The organism is Streptococcus infantis (genome assembly GCF_964243025.1).
GTDB lineage: Bacteria > Bacillota > Bacilli > Lactobacillales > Streptococcaceae > Streptococcus > Streptococcus infantis_N.
Genome location: NZ_CAXTDJ010000007.1, coordinates 1 through 24,476 on the forward strand (window position 1 = coordinate 1; position 24,476 = coordinate 24,476).

15 protein-coding genes and 1 pseudogene are annotated in these 24,476 nt (G+C 42.2%); 3 read left to right on the plus strand and 13 right to left on the minus strand.

Annotated features, from left to right (window positions below):
- The 3 genes from ACESNQ_RS07950 to rpoB all read right to left on the minus strand — a co-directional run.
- The coding region (locus tag ACESNQ_RS07950; RefSeq protein WP_373076009.1) for a CshA/CshB family fibrillar adhesin-related protein at positions 1-4,223 on the minus strand (4,223 nt) is incomplete at its 3' end.
- Between the two features lie 262 nt (positions 4,224-4,485).
- The gene (gene rpoC, locus ACESNQ_RS07955) at positions 4,486-8,136 is read right to left on the minus strand and encodes a DNA-directed RNA polymerase subunit beta' (protein ID WP_373076011.1); all 3,651 of its coding nucleotides are present in this window, start codon (positions 8,134-8,136) and stop codon (positions 4,486-4,488) included.
- A gap of 32 nt (positions 8,137-8,168) precedes the next feature.
- Positions 8,169-11,771: a DNA-directed RNA polymerase subunit beta gene (gene rpoB, locus ACESNQ_RS07960; RefSeq protein WP_373076013.1), complete on the minus strand. Its 3,603-nt coding sequence runs from the start codon at positions 11,769-11,771 to the stop codon at positions 8,169-8,171.
- 567 nt (positions 11,772-12,338) lie between these two features.
- Between rpoB and ACESNQ_RS07965 the strand changes: the two genes are divergently transcribed.
- The 3 genes and pseudogenes from ACESNQ_RS07965 to ACESNQ_RS07975 all read left to right on the plus strand — a co-directional run bounded on the left by ACESNQ_RS07965 (position 12,339) and on the right by ACESNQ_RS07975 (position 13,806).
- The gene (locus ACESNQ_RS07965; RefSeq protein ID WP_368910663.1) at positions 12,339-12,644 is read left to right on the plus strand and encodes a rhodanese-like domain-containing protein; all 306 of its coding nucleotides are present in this window, start codon (positions 12,339-12,341) and stop codon (positions 12,642-12,644) included.
- A 92-nt stretch (positions 12,645-12,736) separates the two neighbouring features.
- Positions 12,737-13,520, plus strand: a pseudogene (locus tag ACESNQ_RS07970) (oxidoreductase dimerization domain-containing protein); the annotation flags it as partial.
- Positions 13,510-13,806 carry a rhodanese-like domain-containing protein gene (locus tag ACESNQ_RS07975; protein WP_368910664.1) on the plus strand — a complete coding sequence of 99 codons (297 nt, stop codon included), beginning with the start codon at positions 13,510-13,512 and terminating at the stop codon, positions 13,804-13,806. The pseudogene ACESNQ_RS07970 and the gene ACESNQ_RS07975, both read left to right, overlap by 11 nt.
- 91 nt (positions 13,807-13,897) lie before the next feature.
- Here the strand turns inward: ACESNQ_RS07975 and ACESNQ_RS07980 are convergent, their stop codons facing one another.
- From ACESNQ_RS07980 to dltA, 10 genes are all read right to left on the minus strand, one after another.
- On the minus strand, positions 13,898-14,155 hold the full coding sequence (locus tag ACESNQ_RS07980; RefSeq protein ID WP_045613673.1) for a metal-sensitive transcriptional regulator: 258 nt from the start codon (positions 14,153-14,155) through the stop codon (positions 13,898-13,900).
- Positions 14,156-14,358: 203 nt separating this feature from the next.
- On the minus strand, positions 14,359-15,861 hold the full coding sequence (locus tag ACESNQ_RS07985; protein ID WP_373076016.1) for a zinc ABC transporter substrate-binding protein AdcA: 1,503 nt from the start codon (positions 15,859-15,861) through the stop codon (positions 14,359-14,361).
- Between the two features lie 9 nt (positions 15,862-15,870).
- Complete coding sequence (locus ACESNQ_RS07990) at positions 15,871-16,677, minus strand: metal ABC transporter permease (RefSeq protein ID WP_075564970.1); 807 nt, start codon at positions 16,675-16,677, stop codon at positions 15,871-15,873.
- On the minus strand, positions 16,670-17,374 hold the full coding sequence (locus ACESNQ_RS07995; RefSeq protein ID WP_006147770.1) for a metal ABC transporter ATP-binding protein: 705 nt from the start codon (positions 17,372-17,374) through the stop codon (positions 16,670-16,672). Before ACESNQ_RS07995 ends, ACESNQ_RS07990 begins: the two co-directional genes overlap by 8 nt.
- A complete protein-coding gene (gene adcR, locus ACESNQ_RS08000) occupies positions 17,374-17,814 on the minus strand; it encodes a zinc-dependent transcriptional regulator AdcR (RefSeq protein WP_373076018.1) in 441 nt (146 codons plus the stop codon). Before adcR ends, ACESNQ_RS07995 begins: the two co-directional genes overlap by 1 nt.
- Before the next feature lie 138 nt (positions 17,815-17,952).
- Positions 17,953-20,007: a cell surface ecto-5'-nucleotidase Nt5e gene (gene nt5e, locus ACESNQ_RS08005; RefSeq protein WP_373076020.1), complete on the minus strand. Its 2,055-nt coding sequence runs from the start codon at positions 20,005-20,007 to the stop codon at positions 17,953-17,955.
- 142 nt (positions 20,008-20,149) lie between these two features.
- Complete coding sequence (dltD, locus tag ACESNQ_RS08010; protein WP_373076022.1) at positions 20,150-21,418, minus strand: D-alanyl-lipoteichoic acid biosynthesis protein DltD; 1,269 nt, start codon at positions 21,416-21,418, stop codon at positions 20,150-20,152.
- Complete coding sequence (dltC, locus tag ACESNQ_RS08015; protein ID WP_000351968.1) at positions 21,411-21,650, minus strand: D-alanine--poly(phosphoribitol) ligase subunit DltC; 240 nt, start codon at positions 21,648-21,650, stop codon at positions 21,411-21,413. Before dltC ends, dltD begins: the two co-directional genes overlap by 8 nt.
- Positions 21,651-21,681: 31 nt before the next feature.
- Complete coding sequence (dltB, locus tag ACESNQ_RS08020; RefSeq protein WP_368910675.1) at positions 21,682-22,926, minus strand: D-alanyl-lipoteichoic acid biosynthesis protein DltB; 1,245 nt, start codon at positions 22,924-22,926, stop codon at positions 21,682-21,684.
- Positions 22,923-24,473, minus strand: coding sequence for a D-alanine--poly(phosphoribitol) ligase subunit DltA (gene dltA, locus ACESNQ_RS08025; protein WP_373076024.1), 1,551 nt, complete (start codon positions 24,471-24,473; stop codon positions 22,923-22,925). Before dltA ends, dltB begins: the two co-directional genes overlap by 4 nt.
- Positions 24,474-24,476 lie beyond the last annotated feature (3 nt).

Genomic DNA, 24,476 nt, shown 5'->3' on the forward strand with positions numbered 1-24,476 from the left:
AATGTTACTGTTCCGTCTGGTGCTACTGTGTAAGTACCAACACCTTCAACTGTCTTAGTTGTTGAACCATCGTCAAATGTCGCTGGAACAGCATCATTCATTGGCACACGGCTGTCACCTGCAGTGAATTCAGGTTTACCTGTTTGAGTCGCACCTTGAATGTCTGTTGTTTCTACTGGTGTTGCTGTTGGTTTAACAGGTGTTACTGTTGGTGTGTATGTTGCAGAAGCTTTTGTTCCGTTCTTATCTTCACGCACAACTGTAACTGATGGAGCTTTACCAACAAATGATTTTTCTGGTACGAATGTTACTGTTCCGTCTGGTGCTACTGTGTAAGTACCAACACCTTCAACTGTCTTAGTTGTTGAACCATCGTCAAATGTTGCTGGAACATCTTCGTTGATTGGAACAGTTTTTTCTACTCCATCAACTGTAACAGTTCCACCCTTGAATTCAGGCTTACCTTTTTGAGTTGCACCTTGGATGTCTGTTGTTTCAGCTGGTGTTGCAGTTGGTGTCACCGGAACAATCTCAGGTGTGTAAGTTGTATCAACTTTAATACCATTTGAGCTTTCAGCTTGAACCTTAACAGGAGTTACTTTACCTGTGTAAGACTTATCAGTTGGTGTGAATGTTACAGTACCAGTTGCTGGGTTGATTGTGAATGTACCGATTGGTGTTGTTCCATCTTCAGCATAAGCTGTTGTAGTTGTAACTTCATTACCATCTTTATCCAAAAGTGTGTAGCTGTTATCTTTAATAGTGATTTCTTTGTCTTCACCGTTAACAGAAACAGTTGAACCTGCAAATTTTGGTGTACCTGTTTGAGTCGCACCTTGGATATCTTTAGATGTAGCTGGTTTAGCTGTTGGAGCAGCTGATTTTACAGTTGGCGTGTAGCTTGCTTCAGCAGTGATTGTTGAAGTTTCACCTTTGCCGTTTGTAATAGTTGCAGTTGCTTGAACCTTAACGCCTTTAGCTGGTCCGACAAAGTCTTTTTCAGGAGTAAATGTAACAGCTCCTGTAGAAGGATCGATTGTGTATGTTCCTTCGCCAGACACGGTGACAGTTTTTTCATCAGTAGGTTGACCTGTTGCTGGGTCTACCAATTTCTTACTTGTGATTTTCGCAGTCTTGTCGTTACTCAACTCAAATGTAGGTGTTTGAGTTTGTGGAACGTTTTGGATGTCCTCAGACACTTTATCTGATGGTGTAATTGTAATTGGAGTTACAGTTGGAGTGTACTTAGCTGTAGCAGTCTTAATGTACTCTTCTTGAATCTTACCATCTTTATTGCGTCCAACTGGCGCTGACAATATAACTTCCACACCTTTGGCTGTTCCGACAAAGTCTGGTTCTGGAGTGAAGGTTACTTCACCAGTTGTAGGATTAATAGTGTAAGCCCCTTCTCCTGCTACTGTTACAGATGTCGCATCAGTAGGTTGACCTGTTGCTGGATCTATCAACTTAGCAGGATATTCTGCGCTTGGAGCAATAGCAATCTTATCACCAGCTGAGTTAGAAGCTGTTGTATTAAAGGTAGGTGTTTCTTTTTGAGTTGCACCTTGAATATCTTTAGAAGTCTTGTCAACCCCTTCAATGTCAATCGGTGTTACAGTAGGAACATATTGACCATCCATAGTATTTAATTGGCCATTCACATTAGGCTCGCTGTCTGGGAATTTTGTTGACCAACCAGTATCATAGCCATTATTATCTGAACGACGGATAGAGATACCATCAGCTGTTCCTAGGAAGTTGTCCTCAGGAATAAACTCAACATTTACATCTTTACCTTTAGCAGTAATCTTGTACTTACCTTGTCCTTGAACGACGTAGTAACCGTCTGCGTCAAGGGTTGCTCGGTTGCCATCTTTGTCAACAATGTATGGTTCTACAGTTTCGTCGATGACAGCCTTAGAATCGCGTTCATACTTGTGTTCTCCACGTGCTGTAAAGGCAACAGTTGCTGATTGTTTCGTACCTTGAGGGCCAGTTGTTTCCTTGAATTCTCCTTTTGGTGGGTGGGTGATTTGAGTCTTGAAGTCTTCTACTTCACCTGAGAAGGCCATGCCAGTTGGGCTTTCGATCTCGTTCGCTTTCTTAGCGATACGAACACGAGCACCTAACTCTTTAACGCTTGGGTCGACGTAAGTCTTGCTGTTTGCAAAGGTCAACTCAACAGTGCCATCTTGTGTGATTGTAGCGAGATTTGAGCGTTCATCCTCATCAAATTTACCATTTTGGTTAAAGTCTACCCAACCATAGATATGTGCTTCTGAAGCTCCATCCGTATGAGCTTGAACTGACATCTTGTAGTTGCCTGGGCGTGTACGGTCCATCTTAATCATCTCATTGGTTGTACCTTTGAGTTCATCTGGAAGCAATTGGTCAACTCCTTCATCAGCCGTAGTTGACTTATCATCACCGAACCAGTCTTGAGTAGTGTTCTCATCCATATCTGGGCTAACGCTACCGATATAAGGTTGATTTACTTTAGCTCCAGTAACACCATCTACAGTTGCAATGGTATGAACTGCCTTACCATACGACTCAGGAGCATCCCCTTCATCAAGTGGGAAGAATCCTAGCATGGCAGACTGTTTACCACCAGAAGCTATATAGAGTCCAACTTCAGACGCCCCACGGGTCATCACGATTGGAACTGTACTAGTCCCTGCTGAAATGTTTGGTCCAAAGATACCAGTTCCTAGACCACCTGTAACTTTGTCAGGATTTCCAAAGTACTTCCAGGCCACTGGTTTCTTTTCTGGCCCAACTTGAGCAGATCTACGAAGTTGGTCCATGTTGACACTTGGGTATGAAAATCCATTAATTTTAGTTACAGGTGTTGCCCCGAAAAGATTATCCGTATCTTGTGGTGTAAAAGTTACAGAAGTAGTTGGTTTGGTAGACTTTTTCCATTCTCCAATATGCTGCCAACCTTGTCCGTTGGTAGTGAACATAACAAATTCACCAGGGTTAGCAGACTCACCATCAGCCATGACAACAGCTGGCTTAACTGTCTTGCCACGGAAGGTTGCAGAGATTTCAAACTGAACTCCAATATTTCCACCATTCATAGCTGAACCCATGGTAGTCTTTTTGGCTTTGGTATCAACGTTTTCATGTTTAATTTCAGTCCAATTATTTTGAGCATCAGCGACAACGTCGGCTTCCTGCCCATCATTAAAAGCTTTTTGAGCCCCTTTTGAAGTAACACCCTTTACATATCCATTTTTTGCATTTGGATCATAGGTTGCTTTTTCAGCTTCTGTAGCTCCTTGCTCTTCCATCCGTTTCTTATAGATTTCAGTCGCTTGGAAAGGTTTCAAGGATTTAACTTTTACAGTGACTACATAGCCAGGCATGATTTCTTTGGTATAAGTAGCCCCAACTTGAAGAGCTAGTTTTTCTTCTAAATTTTGATCAGGAAATTGGTCATTTTTAGGAACCATGACTTTTTTTGCCCCTGTCCAGTTGGCTACATCTCCAAAGTCCAACCAAGAAATTTGGCTAGTCAAAGATTTGGCATCAATATCTGTTGTAAAGCCTGGTTTTTCTACCTTTGGAGTTGAAGTTGCGTCTTCAACATCATCCGCGATCAAGCTTTCATCATTAGGATTCCCGATCGCACGACGAGAACGGCGTTTAGGAGCGTTTTCAGACGCTGGAGCTTCTTGACCTGCTGCAATCTTTTCTTCTGCAGCTGCAGGCTTAGTAGGTACTTCTTTTTCCTTAAGTTTATCATTTACAATCGTTGCAAGTGATTGGTAAGCTGCGTCAAGTTCAGCTTGGCTTGTAGCAGAAGTAAGTGCATTTTTAGCATTGGCAAGACCTACCTTAAGAATTTCAACGCTCTCGTCTGTCTTGTTGCTGTATTTACCATTTGCCACGTTTGCTTCAATTTCAGCAACGTAAGCTGCCAATTTGTCGCTATTTAGCTCAGGTTTTACTTCAGTAGAAACTGCAGGGGCTGCTTCTGCTTTATAAGTTACTTCTTTAGCAGGTGCTGCTTCTGTAGTTACAGGAGCTTCAGCTTTGTCTACTTCTGTTGTAGCTGCAACTCCGTCAACTTTTTTGTCCTCTACAGCTTCATCCGCACTAACGTTTGCAGCTGTTCCGAGCATTACCAACGTTCCGAGTAAGACCGAGCAAACTCCTACATGAAGCTTACGGATCGAGAATCGACTAATTCGGTCGTTAAACAGATCATTTTTCATGATTTACCTCCATTACCCTTTCGGGAGTGTATATATTGTTATATTTTTATGCGTTGTTTTTAACAATTCTCTAAACAAGTAACGTCTTATTTTAGCACTATTATACTTATTTTTAAAGCTTTTTGCTCACTATTTTGAAAATTAAAAGTAATGTTTTTTTTATTTCAATTTACTATCATTTTTCTAGAAAACATGCATAGAATTTTCAGTATTTATACGTACAAAAAGAGGGATGACCCTCTTTTTGTGCAGACTTATGTACTTATTCTCCAACTTCAACCGTTTCCGTAGAAGTATCTACTGGAGCTTCTTCTTGTGAATCTGCTAGGAGTGACTCTTCGTTGATTGCTTGTGGCTCAAGGTTACGGTAGCGAGCCATACCAGTACCAGCTGGGATGATCTTACCGATGATAACATTTTCCTTGAGACCAAGGAGATGGTCTTTCTTACCACGGATAGCCGCATCTGTAAGGACACGCGTTGTTTCCTGGAAGGAAGCAGCTGACAAGAAACTATTTGTTTCAAGTGAGGCTTTGGTAATTCCCATAAGAACTGGACGACCAGTCGCTGGAACACCGCCTGCGATAAGAACATCTTTGTTGGCATCTGTAAAGTCGTTGATATCCATGAGAGTACCCATGAGAAGGTCTGTATCTCCTGGATCCATGACGCGGACTTTACGGATCATTTGACGAACCATTACCTCGATGTGTTTGTCTCCAATTTCCACCCCTTGGCTACGGTAAACTTTTTGTACTTCACCAAGTAGGTAGGTTTCAACTGACAAGACATCACGAACAGCAAGGAGACGTTTTGGTTGGATAGAACCTTCTGTCAATGCTGCACCACGAGATACTTGATCGCCGACTTCAACACGCATACGGGCTGTGAATGGTACCACGTATTCGCCTTCGCCAGTTTCACCTTTAACGAAGACTTTCTTAGTACGAGTTGAAGCATCTTCTTCGATTGCTGTAACTTCCCCTTTGACTTCTGTGATGACCGCTTCCCCTTTAGGATTGCGGGCTTCAAAGATTTCTTGGACACGAGGAAGACCCTGAGTGATATCGGTATTTGAGGCAACCCCACCCGTGTGGAAGGTACGCATTGTAAGCTGTGTACCAGGTTCCCCGATAGATTGGGCAGCGATTGTACCAACTGCTTCACCAACTTCAACCGCATCACCAGTTGCCAAGTTGATACCGTAACAGTGACGGCAGACACCATGACGAGTGTTACATGTAAATACTGAGCGGATGGTTACTTCTTCGACACCGGCATTGACGATTTCACGAGCCTTGTCTTCTGTAATCAATTCATTTGGACCGATGATAACCGCACCAGTTTCTGGGTGTTTAACAGTTTTCTTAGTGTAACGACCATTGAGACGCTCTTCGAGAGACTCAATCATCTCTTTACCTTCAGTAATAGAACGGATCAAGAGACCACGGTCAGTTCCACAGTCGTCCTCACGGATGATAACGTCTTGGGCAACGTCAACCAAACGACGAGTCAAGTAACCTGAGTCGGCTGTCTTGAGGGCCGTATCGGTCATACCTTTACGAGCACCGTGAGTTGAGAAGAACATTTCAAGTACTGACAAACCTTCACGGAAGTTTGAGAGGATTGGCAATTCCATGATACGTCCGTTCGGAGCAGCCATTAGACCACGCATACCGGCAAGCTGTGAGAAGTTTGAGATGTTACCACGGGCTCCAGAATCCATCATCATAACGATTGGGTTCTTAGGATCTTGGTTGGCAACCAAACGTTTCTCCAATTTTTCACGGGCAGCACGCCATTCAGCTGTAACAGCATTGTAGCGTTCGTCATCTGTGATCATACCACGACGGAATTGTTTTGTGATTTGTTCTACACGTTTGTGTGATTCTTCGATGATTTCAGCCTTGTCTTCAACGACTGGAATATCAGCAATACCCACTGTCAAACCTGCAAGAGTTGAATGGTGGTAACCGAGGTTCTTCATACGGTCAAGTAGGGCAGATGTTTCTGTCGTACGGAAGCGTTTGAAGATTTCAGCGATGATATTTCCAAGGTTTTTTTTCTTGAATGGTGGGTTGAGTTCAAGGCCATCGATAGCTTCTTTGATATTTCCACCTAGTGGCAAGAAGTATTTATCCGGAACACCTTCTGTCAAGTTGGCGTTAGTTGGCTCTTGCAAGTAAGGTAGCCCTTCTGGCATGATATCGTTGAAGAGGATCTTACCTACAGTTGTAAGCAAGATTTTGTGTTTTTGCTCTTCTGTCCAAGGTTTATTTAGGCTATCTGTTGCAATACCGACACGTGAGTGAAGGTGAACATAACCATTGCGGTAAGCCATGACAGCTTCGTCACGGTCTTTGAAGACCATTCCTTCACCTTCACGACCAGCTTCTTCCATGGTCAAGTAGTAGTTCCCCAAAACCATGTCCTGAGATGGTGTAACAACTGGTTTACCATCTTTCGGATTCAAGATGTGCTCAGCCGCAAGCATGAGGATACGAGCTTCTGCTTGAGCTTCTTCAGAAAGCGGTACGTGGATGGCCATTTGGTCACCGTCAAAGTCGGCATTGTAGGCTTCACAGACAAGTGGGTGCAAGCGAAGGGCTTTACCGTCAATCAAGACAGGTTCAAAGGCTTGGATACCCAAACGGTGAAGGGTAGGCGCGCGGTTCAAAAGCACTGGGTGTTCTTTGATCACTTCTTCTAAGATATCCCAGATACGTTCATCTCCACGTTCTACCAAGCGTTTAGCCGCTTTAACGTTTTGAACGATATCGCGCGCAACGATTTCACGCATGACGAATGGTTTAAAGAGCTCGATTGCCATTTCACGTGGCACACCACATTGGTACATCTTAAGAGTTGGACCAACGGCGATAACGGAACGTCCTGAGAAGTCAACACGTTTACCGAGCAAGTTTTGACGGAAGCGTCCTTGTTTCCCTTTGAGCATGTGGCTCAATGATTTAAGTGGACGGCTACCTGGCCCTGTAATTGGACGACCACGACGACCATTGTCAATCAAAGCGTCAACCGCTTCTTGAAGCATACGCTTCTCATTTTGAACGATGATACCTGGCGCGTTCAACTCAAGCAAACGAGCCAAACGGTTGTTACGGTTGATAACACGACGGTATAGGTCGTTCAAGTCAGATGAGGCAAAACGGCCACCATCCAACTGCAACATTGGACGAAGGTCTGGTGGAATAACTGGAAGGATGTTAAGAACCATCCATTCAGGCTTGTTTCCAGACTTGTGGAAAGCATCCAAAACATCCAAACGACGGATAGCTTTGACACGTTTCTGTCCAGTAGCTGTCTTCAACTCTTCTTTGAGTTCAGCAATTTCTTTTTCAAGATCTACTTGCTTCAAGAGGTCTTGGATAGCTTCGGCACCCATCTTGGCAACGAATGATCCATAACCATACTCACGCAAGCGCTCACGGTATTCGCGCTCTGTCATGATAGACTTGTGCTCAAGTGGAGTATCCTTCGGATCAATCACCACATATGCCGCAAAGTAGATAACTTCCTCGAGGGCACGAGGACTCATGTCAAGGGTCAAGCCCATACGGCTTGGAATCCCCTTGAAATACCAGATATGAGATACAGGAGCTTTTAACTCGATGTGTCCCATACGTTCACGACGAACTTTTGTACGCGTTACTTCAACACCACAACGGTCACAAACAATCCCTCTGTAACGAATGCGTTTGTACTTACCACAAGCACATTCCCAGTCTTTTGTAGGACCAAAGATCACTTCGTCAAAGAGTCCTTCACGTTCTGGTTTCAACGTACGGTAATTGATTGTTTCAGGTTTTTTGACTTCTCCATAAGACCATGAACGGACTTTACTTGGAGAAGCTAGTGTGATTTGCATACTTTTAAAACGATTTACATCAACCACTATTTCTTCCCTTTCTATTATAAGTGAACTGCTTATTCTTGTTCAGCAGCTTCTTCTGTTGTTTCCGCTTTTGCATTTTCTTCTGCTTCAAAGGCTGCTTTAGCCTCTTGAGCCGCTCTTTCGCGGGCTTTTTCAAGGTCATCTACGTGGATGACATCTTCGTCCATTCCTTCATCAAGGTCACGAAGTTCCACTTCTTGATCGTCTTCGTCAAGGACACGCATGTCAAGACCAAGAGATTGCAATTCTTTTACAAGAACTCGGAATGATTCTGGAACACCTGGTTTTGGAATTGGTTTTCCTTTTGTAATAGCTTCATAAGCTTTCAAACGTCCGTTGATATCGTCAGACTTATAAGTCAAGATTTCTTGAAGGACATTTGACGCACCATAGGCTTCAAGCGCCCAAACCTCCATCTCACCGAAACGTTGTCCACCAAACTGAGCTTTACCTCCGAGTGGTTGTTGTGTAACGGTTGAGTATGGTCCGACTGAACGAGCGTGCAATTTATCATCAACCATGTGGTGAAGTTTGATCATGTACATGACCCCAACTGACACACGGTTATCAAATGGTTCACCAGTACGTCCATCGTATAGGATAGTCTTAGCGTCGCTATCCATGCCTGCTTCTTTGACAGTGTCCCAAAGATCTTCAGAACTTGCTCCGTCAAAGACTGGCGTTGCGATGTGGATACCAAGAGTACGAGCTGCCATACCAAGGTGAAGTTCCATAACCTGACCGATATTCATACGTGATGGTACCCCAAGTGGGTTCAACATGATATCGACTGGAGTTCCATCCGGAAGGTAAGGCATGTCTTCTACAGGAACGATACGAGAGACAACCCCTTTGTTCCCGTGACGTCCGGCCATCTTATCTCCGACCTTAATCTTACGTTTTTGAGCGATGTATACGCGAACCAGCATATTCACGCCGGATTGCAATTCATCACCGTTTGCACGTGTAAAGATTTTAACATCACGAACGACACCATCAGCACCGTGCGGTACACGAAGAGAAGTATCACGAACTTCACGAGATTTGTCTCCGAAGATAGCGTGCAAGAGACGTTCTTCAGCTGAAAGATCTTTTTCACCCTTAGGTGTTACTTTACCTACAAGGATATCGCCTTCTTTGACCTCAGCACCGATACGGATAATACCCATCTCGTCAAGGTCTTTAAGGGCATCTTCACCAACGTTTGGAATTTCACGAGTGATTTCTTCAGGCCCAAGCTTTGTATCGCGTGTTTCTGATTCGTATTCTTCGAGGTGAACAGATGTATAAACATCGTCTTTCACCAAGCGTTCGCTCATGATAACGGCATCCTCGAAGTTGTAACCTTCCCATGTCATGTAGGCAACGATTGGGTTTTGTCCAAGCGCCATTTCACCTTTTTCCATAGAAGGTCCATCAGCGATAAAGTCACCTTTTTCGATGACATCACCAACTCGAACAAGAGTACGTTGGTTATAAGCAGTACCTGAGTTTGAACGACGGAATTTTTGGATGTGGTAAACATCCAGAGAACCATCTTCACGGCGAACTTCTACCTTGTCAGCATCCGCATAAGTAACCTTACCGCCATGTTGCGCAATAACCGCAGCTCCAGAGTCGTGGGCTGCTTGGTATTCCATACCAGTACCAACGAAAGGCGCTTTAGGATCGATCAACGGAACAGCCTGACGTTGCATGTTGGCACCCATGAGGGCACGGTTGGAGTCATCGTTTTCCAAGAAAGGAATACATGCTGTCGCAACGGCAACTACCTGTTTAGGAGAAACGTCCATATAGTCAACGCTTGATGCTGGATATTCTTGGTTAACCCCTTGGTGACGTCCCATGACAACTTTTTCAGCAAAAGTTCCATCTGCGTTTAATTTAGAGTTAGCCTGAGCTACTGTGTATTCATCTTCTTCATCAGCAGTCAACCAAACAATTTCGTTGGTAACTTTACCAGTTGCACGGTCAACTTTACGGTATGGTGTTTGAATGAAACCATACTTGTTGAGGTGCCCGTATGAAGACAAGTTGTTGATCAAACCGATGTTTGGTCCTTCAGGTGTTTCGATTGGACACATACGACCATAGTGAGTGTAGTGCACGTCACGCACTTCATATCCAGCGCGGTCACGTGTCAAACCACCAGGCCCTAAGGCAGACAAACGACGTTTGTGAGACAACTCAGAAAGCGGGTTGTGTTGGTCCATGAACTGTGACAATTGTGAAGAACCAAAGAATTCTTTGATCGCTGCAGTCACTGGACGGATGTTAATGATTTGTTGAGGTGTCAATACTTCGTTATCTTGAACAGACATACGTTCACGAACATTACGTTCCATACGTGAAAGTCCAAGACGTACTTGGTTGGCAAGCAATTCACCAACGGCACGAATACGACGGTTTCCGAGGTGGTCGATATCATCGATACGACCGATGCCTTCAGCCAAGTTAAGGAAGTAGCTCATTTCAGCAAGGATATCTGCCGGAGTGATAGTGCGAACTTTATCATCTGGATTTGCATTTCCGATGATTGTTACAACACGGTCTGGATCAGTTGGTGCCACAACCTTGAATTTTTGAAGAACAACTGGTTCTGTCAAAACAGCTGAGTCATTTGGAGTGTAGACAATCTTGTTCAAATCGCCATCCAAGTGACTTTCGATACTTTCGATGACATCACGAGTCATAACAGTATCCTTTTCAACCAAGATTTCACCAGTTTCTGGGTCTACCAATGGTTCAGCAATTGTTTGGTTGAGCAAACGAGTTTTAATATTTAACTTCTTGTTAATCTTGTAGCGTCCAACAGCTGCCAAGTCATAACGACGTGGGTCGAAGAAACGAGCCACAAGCAAGGTACGTGAACTCTCAGCAGTTTTTGGTTCACCTGGACGAAGACGCTCATAAATTTCTTTCAAAGCTTCGTCTGTACGAGAGTCCATTGGGTTTTTATGGATATCTTTTTCAACAGTGTTGCGAACCAACTCGCTGTCCCCAAAGATATCAAAGATTTCATCATCGCCTGAGAAACCAAGTGCACGAACCAAAGTCGTAAATGGAATTTTACGTGTACGGTCGATACGAGTGTAGGCGATGTCTTTTGAGTCACTTTCAAGTTCCAACCAAGCTCCACGGTTAGGGATAACAGTTGAACCGTAGCCCACTTTACCGTTTTTGTCTACTTTATCATTAAAGTAAACACCTGGAGAACGCACCAACTGTGATACGATAATACGTTCACCACCGTTGATGATGAAAGTACCCATCTCAGTCATGATTGGGAAATCTCCAAAGAAGACTTCTTGAGTTTTGATTTCGCCAGTTTCTTTGTTAATCAAGCGGAAAGTTACAAAGATTGGTGCTGAATAACTTGCATCATGGATGCGAGCTTCTTCAAGCGTATATTTAGGTTCTTTGATTTCGTAGCCAACAAATTCCAACTCCATTGTTTCTGTGAAGTTTGAAATTGGCAATACATCTTCAAACACTTCCTTTAGACCATGGTCTAGGAAATCTTTAAATGAATCAGTTTGAATTTCAATCAAATTTGGTAAGTCAAGAACTTCTTTGATTCTTGAAAAACTACGACGGGTACGATGTTTCCCGTATTGAACGTCATGTCCTGCCAAGATGATTCTCCTTTGTAAATAAAGTTCCAAGCTTAGTCGCCTAAGCTAATAATTATCGTTTAATGGTTCTAAAACCCCTATCAACTTATCCCCCTTGACTAATTTTTCAGAATCTTTAAATCTCTGTTACAGATGCAAAAAATACCGAAAAAAAGCACAAAAAGAGCAGTTAAATCCGACTTTTTTCAGGAGATTTAACTGCTGTGAGCCTTGTCCGGACAATATTTCAGACAAAACCTACGACAAATGATTACTCATATTATACCCGATTTTCTCTAATTTTTCAAGTCCTTTGAAGGATTTTTCTTGCTTTAGTATAGATGGTCTTCGTTTTCTGAAAAGAATGTTTTCAGAGGTTCGTTCTTGAATAATTAGAATCACTTGTATGATATATCTTGCCAACCAACTGAAAAAACGCTTCTCCCTTGTTTGTAGGGTATCATCTAACATACTGGAAAAGCACAAAATTTTTCTAAGTAAGAAAGAATGCTGATCAATTCAACTTGCTTGACAAAAGCACTTCTTAGTTGTTTAATATACCCTATAGAGGTATATTTGGAGGTGCCTATGTTTTACTTATTTACAAAAATTGATAGTATTTCTACCAGCGAATTAGAAGCTAAACTCAAGGAACCGATTCAGCTATTGGACGTTCGGACGCCTACGGAATTCCGTAGAGGTCATATCAAAAATGCAAAGAATATTCCTCTAACCGAAATCGGATCTTACACACCTGCGACAAAAGAAACTCTCTATGTCATCTGTCATTCTGGTGTCCGAAGTAAGATGGCTGCTAAAAAGCTCAAGAAAAAAGGCTATGATGTTATCAACGTCCGAGGCGGTATGATCGCTTGGACAGGCGAAACTATATAGAACTAAAAGGAAGAAACTCAATGAAGATTATCGTTGTTGCATGAGTTGCAGGTGGTATGTCAGTGGCGACTCGTCTCAGACGCCTCATGGAAGATACTATCATCTCACTAGCTTCTCCTGTAAACTGTCAAGGACGTCAAGTGGCAGACATAATTGCTGGAATGGAGCGCAAAAACAAGGGTAGTATCGGTACTGCTATCGTTCGTGCTTTTGGTATTCCGCTGCTTCGACAGGTCTTAGCGAGCGCACTCTTCGTGACAATCAACTCCCATACAAGGCAATTCATGTCAGCGGGAAAGACCACGCTGGTTATTATCCAGGTGCTACTGATATGACCTTAAAGCTCCTCTTTGACCCAACCAGTGGCAAAATTTATGGCACCCAAGGAGTCGGAGCTAAAGGAGTCGACAAGCGAATTGACATCCTCGCAACAGCTATAAAGGCAAATCTCGCTGTCTTTGATTTACCAGAATTAGAGTTTACTTATGCACCGCCATTTGGATCTGCCAAAGATCCAGTAAATATGCTGGGATACGCAGCCTTGAACCTTATCGAAGGTCTGAGCGACAATATACAGTGGTACCAGCTAGAAGATGAAATAGCTACTGGCAAGAAATTCCTGGATGTACGGACCAGTAGCGAATTCCAAAGTGGTCGACTTAAGGTTGACACCATCCACATCCCCTAAACGAACTACGGGAACGCTTGGATGAACTAGACAAGAACCAAGCCTACATCGTTAGCTGCCACAGTGGTTTGCGCAGCTATATCGTAGAGCGTATCCTCAAGCAAGCAGGATTTACCGTCCAAAATCTTGACGGCGCTTATTCACTATACAAAATGGCTAATCCAGAAGGAGTAGAATATGCTAACTAATATCAGCATGGCTGACTTTTATGAAAAATATCAAAATGAAAATCTAGATCTTATCGATGTCCGTGAAGTACATGAATTCCAAGCAGGACATGCACCAGGTGCCAAAAATCTTCCGTTAAGTACCTTGGAGCAAGGCTACAAAGAACTCAAACCTGACCATGAATACCATGTCATCTGTCAAGGAGGAGTACGTTCTGCCTCTGCCTGTCAATTTCTCAGCGCCCAAGGCCTCACCGTTACCAATGTAGAAGGTGGCATGAATGCCTGGCCCGGTGATGTAGAATAAATCAAATACAAAAAGAGCAGTTGGTTTTCTTTAGAGTAAACCAACTGCTCTTTTACTGTTATATCAACTTTTCAAGTAAGCCTTTATTCTGTTACTTCCGTTTAATCAAGTATTTAACCGCCTTTTCCAATCTTTCCTTCTGTGCTTGAGGATCCTCTAAAGGGTCATTAATACAAGCTGTTAAATTCTCGGTTATCATCAACTCAATAATACGATCAACGCTTGAACGAACTGCTGTTAATTGGGTGATGATATCGACACAATCCCGCTCTTCCTCCATCATTTTTTGGATACCCCGCAATTGACCTTCTGAGCGTTTGAGGCGTGTAATGTACTTTGATTTTGTCATGTCTTTATCCTTAAACGATTTTTCTACATTATATCTCTAATAAAGACCTTTGTCAAAAGTATCACTTATCTTAAAGATAAAACCTCCTAGTTCTCCACTCTGACTCTCGTAACAATATCGTCTTTATCAACCAATGTCAATCCAGATGCTCAACGCCGATAAAACAAGAAAAATCCTCCCCATGTAGGAAGGATTGTTTGGATTTAATGAGCTAACATTTCTTGAGCAATCTCTTGACCTGATAAGCCATCTGGATAGTAGGTTGGCCAGTTGTCCATCTCTTCAAAGAGGGCTTCTTGGCTAGTGCCTCCAAAGAAGATATGGAAATGTTCTGCCTTGACCGGAGCGATATTGTGGTCGCTAAACTGAACATACTTGAATTGCCCAGCGTCTGCATCAATCGCTTCAAAGAGGAAGCGTACTCCACGATTCCCTTTCTTATAAGTCAAGATTTTCTTGCCGACATACTTGTAAGTATATTTCTTACTTTGACCACCTTGGATGAATTCCATAGTATTATCCGTGATGTTAATCTTGGTCACATCTGTTTGGTAGCCCTTTTGATAGTAAGCCTTATACTCATCCTTGGTCATCTTACCAGTCAATTTAGCCTTGTAGTCAAATACTTGGTCAAGAGTCCCATCCTCAAGGAAAGGATAGACAGACTGCCAGTTGCCAGCATAATCACTTAGGGTACGGTCCTTAACATCTGCATCCTCAAAGTAGCCATTTTGAACGGTTTTAGTTTCCTCTGCCTTTTCTGGTTCAATCTCTGCTCCTGCCTGATCAGTTGTCTGCTTGAGTGCCTTGAGGTTTTTCTCCATGACAGAGACATAGTTTTCTCCAGCCTTCATGTCCTCTTCGGTCAAGCTTTCAAGAGGATTCATAACATCTAACTTCACTCCTGTTTCTTTTGAGAGGGTATTCGCTAGGGCTTGAGAAGCATTTTCTTCAAAGTAGATATAAGAGATTTTGTTTTTCTTGATGTACTCGGTCAATTCTGCCAAACGGCTTGCTGAAGGCTCCGCATCTGGTGAAAGACCTGAGATAGAGACTTGATTGAGTCCGTAGTCCAAGGCTAGATAACGGAAGGCTGCGTGTTGAGTCACAAAACTCTTTTGTTTTGCACTAGAAAGTCCTTCAGTATAGGCCTTGTCCAAGGCTTGCAGTTTTTCGATATAGGCTGCTGCATTTTGTTCAAAAGTCGCCTTCTTATCCGGATAGTCAGCTGAAAGACTATCACGGATATGTTCTACAAGTTTGATTGCACGCGCAGGAGACAACCATACATGAGGGTCATACTCGTGATGATGACCTTCTTCACCATGGTCATGGTCTTCCTCTTCTTCACTTCCTGGAAGGAGCAGCATATCTCCAGTCGCCTTGATTGTTTTTACTTTTTTCGCATCTAGGGATTCTAATAACTTAGGAACCCAAGTTTCCATGTTCTCATTCTCATAAACGAAAGCATCAGCATCTTGGATTTTAGCGACTGCCTTAGGCGATGGTTCATAGTCATGTGGTTCTGTTCCAGCCCCGATTAAAAGTTCGACATTGGCTGTGTCCCCTGCTACTTGCTTGGTAAATTCGTAGACAGGATAGAAAGTTGTGACGATATTTAATTTCCCATCTGCTTGTTTTTGATTAGAACAAGCGACTAAGAACAAGGTCACAAGACTTGCCAAAAGTAGGCCTAGTTTTTTCATTTACTTCTCCTATTTGATAAAACGTTTGAGTAAGCTGACTAACAAAAAGACAACTACAAAGATAATGGTAATACTTGCACTTGGTGGTGTCTCTGCATAATAGGAAATATAAAGCCCTGCCACCATGCCTAGAAAACCAATGGCACTTGCAAGAATCATCACCGAACTAAAGTTCTTCCCTAAACGCAAAGCGATACTAGCTGGCAAGACCATGATAGTTGATACCAAAAGTGCTCCTGCAGCTGGAATCATAAGAGCAATAGCCACACCCGTTACCATGTTAAAGAGGATAGACATGGTACGTACTGGAAGACCATCGACAAAAGCTGTATCCTCGTCAAAAGTTAGAATATACATGGGTCTTAAAAAGAGGAAGGTCAGGATTAAAACAACCGCTGCAATAACAAAGAGACCAATGACCTGCTCTTGACTAATGGTCACGATAGAACCAAAAAGGTACTGATCCAGACTCATAGAACTAGAGCTCTTACCCTTACTCATGACAATAAGTGAAACTGCAAGTCCTGTAGACATGAGAATGGCTGTCCCAATCTCCATAAAGCTTTTATAAACCGTACGTAGGTATTCAAGGAAGACCGCTGCAATCAAGACAATCACAATGGTTGAAATGGTCGGGGAAATTCCTAAAACCAAGCCAAAGGCAACCCCCGAAAGCGAGACGTGACTTAGAGTATCACTCATAAGACTCTGACGACGCAGAATTAGGAAGGTCCCAAGAACTGGTGAGAAGAGACTCATGGCAATAACAGCCAAAAAGGCTCGCTGCATAAAATCATAAGACAATAGATTAAGCATGCTCCACCTCCTGGTCACTTTCATGGACATTGAAGCAACGCCACGGGGAATCTTGGTCTCGGACCAGGTGAATATTGCGATCTGCATAGTCCTTAACTTCTTCAGGATCGTGAGTAATCATCAAAACAGCCTTGCCATGATGATGGGCACTGTGGTGCATGAGTTCGTAAAACTCATCCTTGGTTCCCGCATCCATCCCTGTCGTCGGCTCATCCAAGATAAAGATATCTGGATCTGAAGCAAACATACGTGCGATAACAGCCCTCTGCTTTTGCCCGCCAGAAAGGGAACCAATCCTTTTGTCTCGATGTTCCCACATTCCAACAGAGTTTAAACTAGCCTTGATATGTTCCTCATCGTGAGCATTTAGACGACGGAACCAACCTTTTCTTGGATAACGACCTGATTTGACAAATTCATAAACGGTACTCGGAAAGCCTGCATTGAAACTTGCAATCTGTTGGGGAAGGTAGGCGATTCTTAGTTTTGTCCCACGAGTGTTGGTCTTTGAAATGGTAACTTTGCCAAATCTTGGTTGTAGAATACCAAGACTGGCCTTGATAAGAGTCGTCTTGGCAGCTCCATTTTCTCCAGTAAGGGTGACAAATTCCCCACTATCAACACTGTAATTGATATGCTCAAGCACAGGTTCCTTGTCATAATAGAAGGACAAATCCTCTACTGTGATGTATCTCATTACTTGATTTCTCCTACTAAAGCAGTTAAAAACCGCTGAATAATTTGTTGCTCTTCATCTGAGAATTGACTGGCAACTTGTTCATAAGTCGAGAGGGTGTGCTCATGATGATGGTGATGCTCCTCAGCAATAGGTCGAGCTAGATCTGTCAATTGATAGAAAATCACTCGAGCATCCTTTGGATCCTTAGAAGCTTCCAGCATCCCTTCTTTAATCAAGGACTTAATGGCCTTGGTGACGGCTGCTTGACTGACATTGAGACGGCGAGCCAACTCAGAATTCGTTAAGGACTCCTCTGATAAGAGCATAAGAATATGCTCCTGGGTATTGGTCAAAGCCACATTACTGGTACAATGGCCAATCAAAATTTCATGCTGATTTTCAGCTTTCAGGATCACTTCATTTAAAAAATGATCAATTTCTGTTGCTAATTGTCTCATGAACTTCTCCTTTCCTAGCTATCTTTTTCCTAAAACAATATAAATCATCACATATCCTTTACTGGTTAATTATATCATAAACCAAAAAAGAATCAAGAAAAAAGATGAAAACACCTGAGATGTTTTCATCCTTTAGAATTATTTTTCTTGTTTACGGCTAGTCCAGAGAGCTGTCGCTCCAAGAATCACACCAAGTAGCATCATGAAAATAGATTGCTCACTACCTGTATTTGGAAGTAGTTTCTCTGAGACTACTGTTTTCTTAGCAAACTTATCTGCAACCTTATAATCAACTTTTACAGTAGAAGGTTGAGTCGGTTTTGTTGCTTGGTCTTCTACTGGTTTAGCTGGATCTTGCTCTTTACCTTCTTCAGGAAGTTTAAATGTTTTTGAGTCCACAGAAATCGTGCGTGAATTTGGATTTACCTTTTCATACTGAGTCAAATCAGCTGTTTTGAGATAGTCTTCAAAGGCAGCATCCATTGAAGGACCTTCTTCTCTAGCACCACCAAGCATGGTATAACCGTCACCACCTGCTGCAAGGAAGTCATTGGTTGCTAGGTAGTAGATTTTCGCCAAATCTAGTTTTTCATAAAGACCAGTTGCACGATTCTTCACTTGAATAGCCAAGACGCGTTTACCTGCGACTAGGTTTGTATCGTAGTAGACCTTGGCTCCTGAAATCTGTAAGAATCCACCACTTGGTTCGAGCAATGGTTGACCATTTTCATCCAAGACAGTTTTTCCTGTCTTATCAACCTGCAAGATAGAGCCGAGTGATTTTTCAAACATATCCAGAACTTGCTGACCAGTTACTTGAATTTGTGAGATTGTGTTTCCAAATGGTAAGACTGCAATGACATTTCCTTTTGTAATTGGTTTATCTTTGGAAATCGTTTCACGCAAGCCACCACCATTTGTCACAGCGATATCTGTTGGATGACTAAATCCTGTTTGACCATACTGGTAGAGAGAATCTGCGACGAGATTTCCAAGGTTTGTCTCGCGGACACGGACATTTTCACGATCACCGTTTAGTTCAACAGGACTGTTAGACACAACCTCAACTGCATTTTCTGCATCATACTTTGCCTTAATATCTTTAACTAAACTAGCAACTTTTGGATTTGCTTCTAATTTTTTGGCTTCAGCAGCAGTAATCTGAGTTGGATTGCCCAAAAGCTGACGAGATTTATAAGTAATTTTACCAACATTATGGAGATAACTTCCAGTTTGGTTGTAAGTCACATTATCTCCGTAAGTAGTTGATTCTACTGTATGAGAGTGACCATCAATGACTGTTACACGTTTCCCTTTCAAAAGAGGGTTCTTAGACAGGGCTTCTGCTAGTGTTGAGCCACGCCAAGCTACTGGCGTTGTTGTATCAACACCCAAGTGGGCTAAGACTACATAATGCTTATAATCCTTACCTTCCGCCTTAGCCTTGGCTTGAACTTCTTCAACGACCTTATTAACCTCTTCGATTGGCTCAGTAAAGGTTACTCCTTTAACATTTTTAGGGTGAGTTTTCGTTGCTGTTTCCGGCGTTGTCACACCTATCACTACAAACTCATCGCCTTCAACATCCTTATTCTTGTCAACAATAGTAGAAGCTTGGAAGAGACGAGCTCCATCTACATAAGTATTTGAACTTAACAAGGGGAATTTCAAAATTTCTTTGTATTTTTTTGCTTCATCAAGTCCGAAATCAAACTCGTGATTTCCTACAGCCATGGCATCATAATCCATCTCGTTAAGAATCTTAGCACGTGCCTCACCTTTTGATGAGTTTGAGATAGGAAGACCCTGGAAAGCATCACCAGCATCCACTACCAAGGTGGTCTGGTTGGTTTTTGCACGCTCTTGTTCAATGACAGTCGCCAACTTAGCGTCTCCAATGACTCCTTTTTCCTCTACAATACGACCATGGACATCATTGGTGTGTAAGATAACCGTGTCCTTTTCTTCGCTTTTAGGAGATTCAGCAGGAGCTGACGGAGCTTCTGCAGGTGCAATCGCTTCTGAAGTTGTCGAAGTTTCCGGTACCGCAGGGCTCTCAACAGGAGCTGGAGTTGCTGCGACAGCTGAACTTTCTGCAGGAGTTGTTGCTTCTTCAGCGTATACTTGTCCAGCTAAGAAGGCTGGAGCTAATAAAGCTGTAGATAGGATGGGTAATAAGAACTGTTTCTTCATTTTGAAATCCCTTTCTTTTCTTTTTCTCTTTTATATTATACGCTATTTCTAAAAATTTTGAAACTTTTGACCTATTTGCATCTTAAATATTCGCCATTTAAACAAAAAAGCTAGGATTAAAATCCCAAACTTTTAGCTCATTTTATTGAAAATCTTTGATGTTACCATCGTAATCCGCCCAATCTTGGCTAAAGAAGCGGTCATTCATTTGGTAACTAGGTGCTGTTGTTGGATTACTTAAAAAAGGATTTACAACCTTGTCAAACGCCAACCAGCCTAACCAACCGATATGAATCGTATCCTTGACAAAGTATGGATCTCCTCCGTTTTTTGAAAAGTCAGCAATATTGGTAAAACCTTGACTCTCCAACTGGTAACGAATTTTTTCAACTGTGTGTTGATACATCTCCTCACTTAGCCCGGTATAATCCATCCATTTTTTATTGACAGGTTGAAAGACAAAGAGTACATTGACCTTAGATTTGGCAAATTGATCGAGCACTAACTGCAAATCATTGTACTCAGGTGATTTGAGAAAGTTAAAATTCTTTTGAGACCCTTCCCATTTTTTCCAATCTTTCTTTAACTTAGTATTGTAAAAATGATTATCTACTCCCAAATCATTATTGGTTGTATTTTCTTCACCCTCTTTTCGAGCGATATTTTCCAATTCTTCATAAGAAAATTGATCTGGGAGGCTACTCAAATATTTTTCAATATGATCTCTATACTTTAATCGACCCCGAATCGAGAATCTACCAAAAAGGGCAGCTTGTCTTTCATTGAACTCAGCAGAGAAATTAACCATCGTTTGATCAAAATTTGACAATTGTTCATTCTTAGCCAGTTTTTCAACAATCCCCTTCATCGGTACGCTTGGATTCTGCTTCAAGAGTCTATTAGCCGCATATTGAGTGGCCACATCTCCAGATTGATTTTCCAAGAAGGCAGTCAACTGGTCATTGTTAAAATAAGTTTGAAAAATAGTCGGGTCATGATCCTCTTTTGTAAACCACTGTAGAGAGATTACAAATACCGCTTGTTTATTTTCAAGTTCAGATGTGATTTGTTGCATCCCAAAATACTGACTAAGAGAAGCGGCTCCTGCCTGCCCCATAAAATAAGGACGGTAGGAGCGGTTATACTTTTCAGCCAACACTCCTGGATGCATACTATCAAAACGAATCCATTCACTCGACCCAAAGAAAGGGACAAAACGCATATTAGAATCCGTGAGAGCTCTCACTTTTTGGCTTCTCTCCTTAAAGCTCTCCGTACTAACAGAAGCCGCAGAGTATTTTTCCTCCATGAGATTATGGCTTGTTGTACCTGGATAAAAAAAGATGAGTAGAAGAACCAAAAATCCAGCAATGAAGATAGGCCCAAAGATCAGCCACAAGCGTTTAAGCATTCTTTAACTCCGTAATCCCTGCTACGATTTTATTAGCCGTATTCCAATCGTCACGACCAAATTCTGTAACCGGGACACGAATATCAAAGCGGTTTTCGATTTCCACAATCAATTCAACCGTTCCCATACTGTCTAAGACACCTGCATCGAAAAGATCTTCATCCATCATGTCAGAAACATCTTCCATAAATAATTCATCGATAATTTCAATAACTTCTGATTTGATATCCATTTTTAAATTTCCTTCTATTTTTTAATTCCATTTATTTTTTAAACCATAAATCATTCAAAAATCCCGAAAAGATTAAGAATGAAACCATTACGACATGGAAAGTTATAACCATGCCAAGCAACTGAATCCAACGGTTCTCAGGAAAAGGTGGTTGCCCTGCTTTTTTCCGTTCTTTATTGAGCATTTTTTTCTTTCTGACCCAGGCATCATTCATCACTAAGCCTATCCCATGAAAGAGTCCGTAAGCAATATAAAACCATGTTATCCCATGCCAGAACCCCATAAGGAGCATGTTCAGGACATAGGCAACACTTGAAGTCACATTTCGATTCTTAAAAAGCTTCTTTCTCGTTATCACCATGACCATGCGCATAAAGACAAAATCACGGAACCAGAAGGATAAACTCATGTGCCAACGATTCCAAAACTCTTTCAAATCTCTTGACAGGAAAGGTTTGTTGAAGTTAATCGGACTACGAATTCCCATCAGATTTGAAATAGCTATAGCAAACATAGAGTAACCTGCAAAATCAAAGAAGAGTTCCAAACCAAATGTGTACATGATGGCCACTACATAATAGTTAAAGACGCCACCTGTTTGTAAAGCTAAATTCTTTAGCGGTGGTAATAAAATCTCGCCTAAAATATGAGCTAGGATAAATTTATACAGAAATCCCCACATGATATATCGAACGGACTCGGCTAGCATATCTAGCAACTCATCGCGCTCTGGTATCGTCTGATAATTTTCATTAAAACGTTTGAAACGATCAATAGGACCACTTGAAAATGTCGGCATAAAGAGAAGAAAACGCAAATACTCCCATATTTTCAAATCCTTAATGACTCCATCTCTGAGTTCGATGATAATCCCCACCGAACGAAAGGTCAAATAAGAAATTCCCAAGAACCCAAGCAAAGACTGCGTTCCATTGATAGCTGGCTGCACCTTGACAAAGATAATCGGAAGGAGGGACAGAAAACTAACGAGGTAGAATACCCACTTGCCATCCTTACTTTTTCGATAGTGCCTGTAGAAAAGCAGGAGCAATATTTCCCAGCACAGATAAATACCCAAGGCAGCTAATTGATTGGTCTTGCCTCCCGTCAGCATAGTGACTATAAAGAACAGACTAACCAATATTTCATACCAGCCAAAACGTTTTTTGAAAAAAAGACCGATAAAGATTGGCAAAATAGCAGTAATCACATACAAAAAGTACTGCGGATTCCCATAAGGCTCAATATGAGGAAGCTGTTTAAGAAGCTCCATCATCTATTGTTTACCTCACTAATCAACCCTTTGATGTCGATTTTCCCATTTGGAGTTAGCGGCAAGCTGTCACGGTAGAGAAATTTCGAAGGCATCATATAAGACATCATAATATCTTCCAAGTCTTCCTTGATCGCTTTGGTAATATCAATCTCGCGCTCAAATTGTTCTTTGACCCCATCTTTTAAGATAACATAGGCCAAGAGATTTTGAACCTTGTGATCTTTATTATAGCGCGGTACCGCAACAGCCGAGTCAATGTACTGAGATTTGTTCAAGTTTTGAGAAACATCCTCTAGCTCAATACGGTAGCCGTTAAACTTGATTTGGAAATCCATCCGTCCACCGTAGAGAAGAAGGCCTTCATCCGTCATGGTTCCAACATCTCCTGTATGGTAGGCTGGCAGACCTTCAAATTCGAAGAAAGCTTCTGCTGTTTTCTCAGGATTATTCATATAACCTTTTGAAACAGCCGGTCCAGACACGATGATCTCACCTTGTTCACCATTTGGCAATTTATTTCCTACCTCATCAATGATGAAGGTTGGAGAATCTTCTTTGGTATAACCAATTGGCAAGCGTTTAAGTGTCGCTAACATCTCATCTGTAATAGCAACTGCCGACAAAGCAACTGTTGCTTCTGTTGGCCCATAGGCATTGATGATGCGCGCATTTGGGAAACGTTCGCGTAATTTCTGAGCAGTTTTAACAGTCAACTCTTCCCCATCAAAGTAGAAATGGGTAATGCCTGGCATCTTTTCAGCATTGAAATCTTCAGACAGCATGGCCATATCTGCAAAAGATGGTGTTGAAGTCCAGATAGCAATCGGGAGAGAAAAGATGGTCGCAAAGAGTTGTTTAAAGTCTTGAGTGATGGTTGATGGAAGGGCAAAAAGCGTTCCTCCAAGAGCCAAGGTTGGTGCCCAATACATGACAGACAAGTCAAAGGAATAGGGTGGTTGCGCCAACATTTGCGGACGCTCTGGCGTCGCAAATTCCTTGTCCGTAATCATCCAGTTGGTGAAGCTGAGCAAGTTATCATGCGAAATTTGTACCCCTTTTGGTTTCCCAGTTGTCCCCGAAGTAAAGATGATGTAGTAGTTATCATCCCCTTTGACCGGATGTTGCAAATCATAGGCTTGCTGAGCAGCATAAGCTTGACGCACTTGCTCCAAGGACATGATTGGAGCAGCTGGGTTTTCAATTGGAAACTCATTGATGGCGATGATTAAGCTTGGCTCTGCTACTTCAACAATCGCAGACACGCGCTCCAAGGCAGAATGGCTGTCAATTGGGATATAGGCATGGCCAGATTTAGTCAAGGCCACAAAGGTTGCTAACATTTCATATTCTTGACCACCAAACACCACAACAGGTGACTTTTCAGGAAGTCCCATTTGGTCAATATGGGCTGCTAAGCTATCTGAATCAGCCTTCAATTGGCCATAGGTATGCTCTTCTCCAAGGACATTGTAAACCGGAAAATTAGGCTGCTTTTGAGCATAATGCTCAATGGTTTCAATCATATCTACTATTGGTTTATTTGACACAAT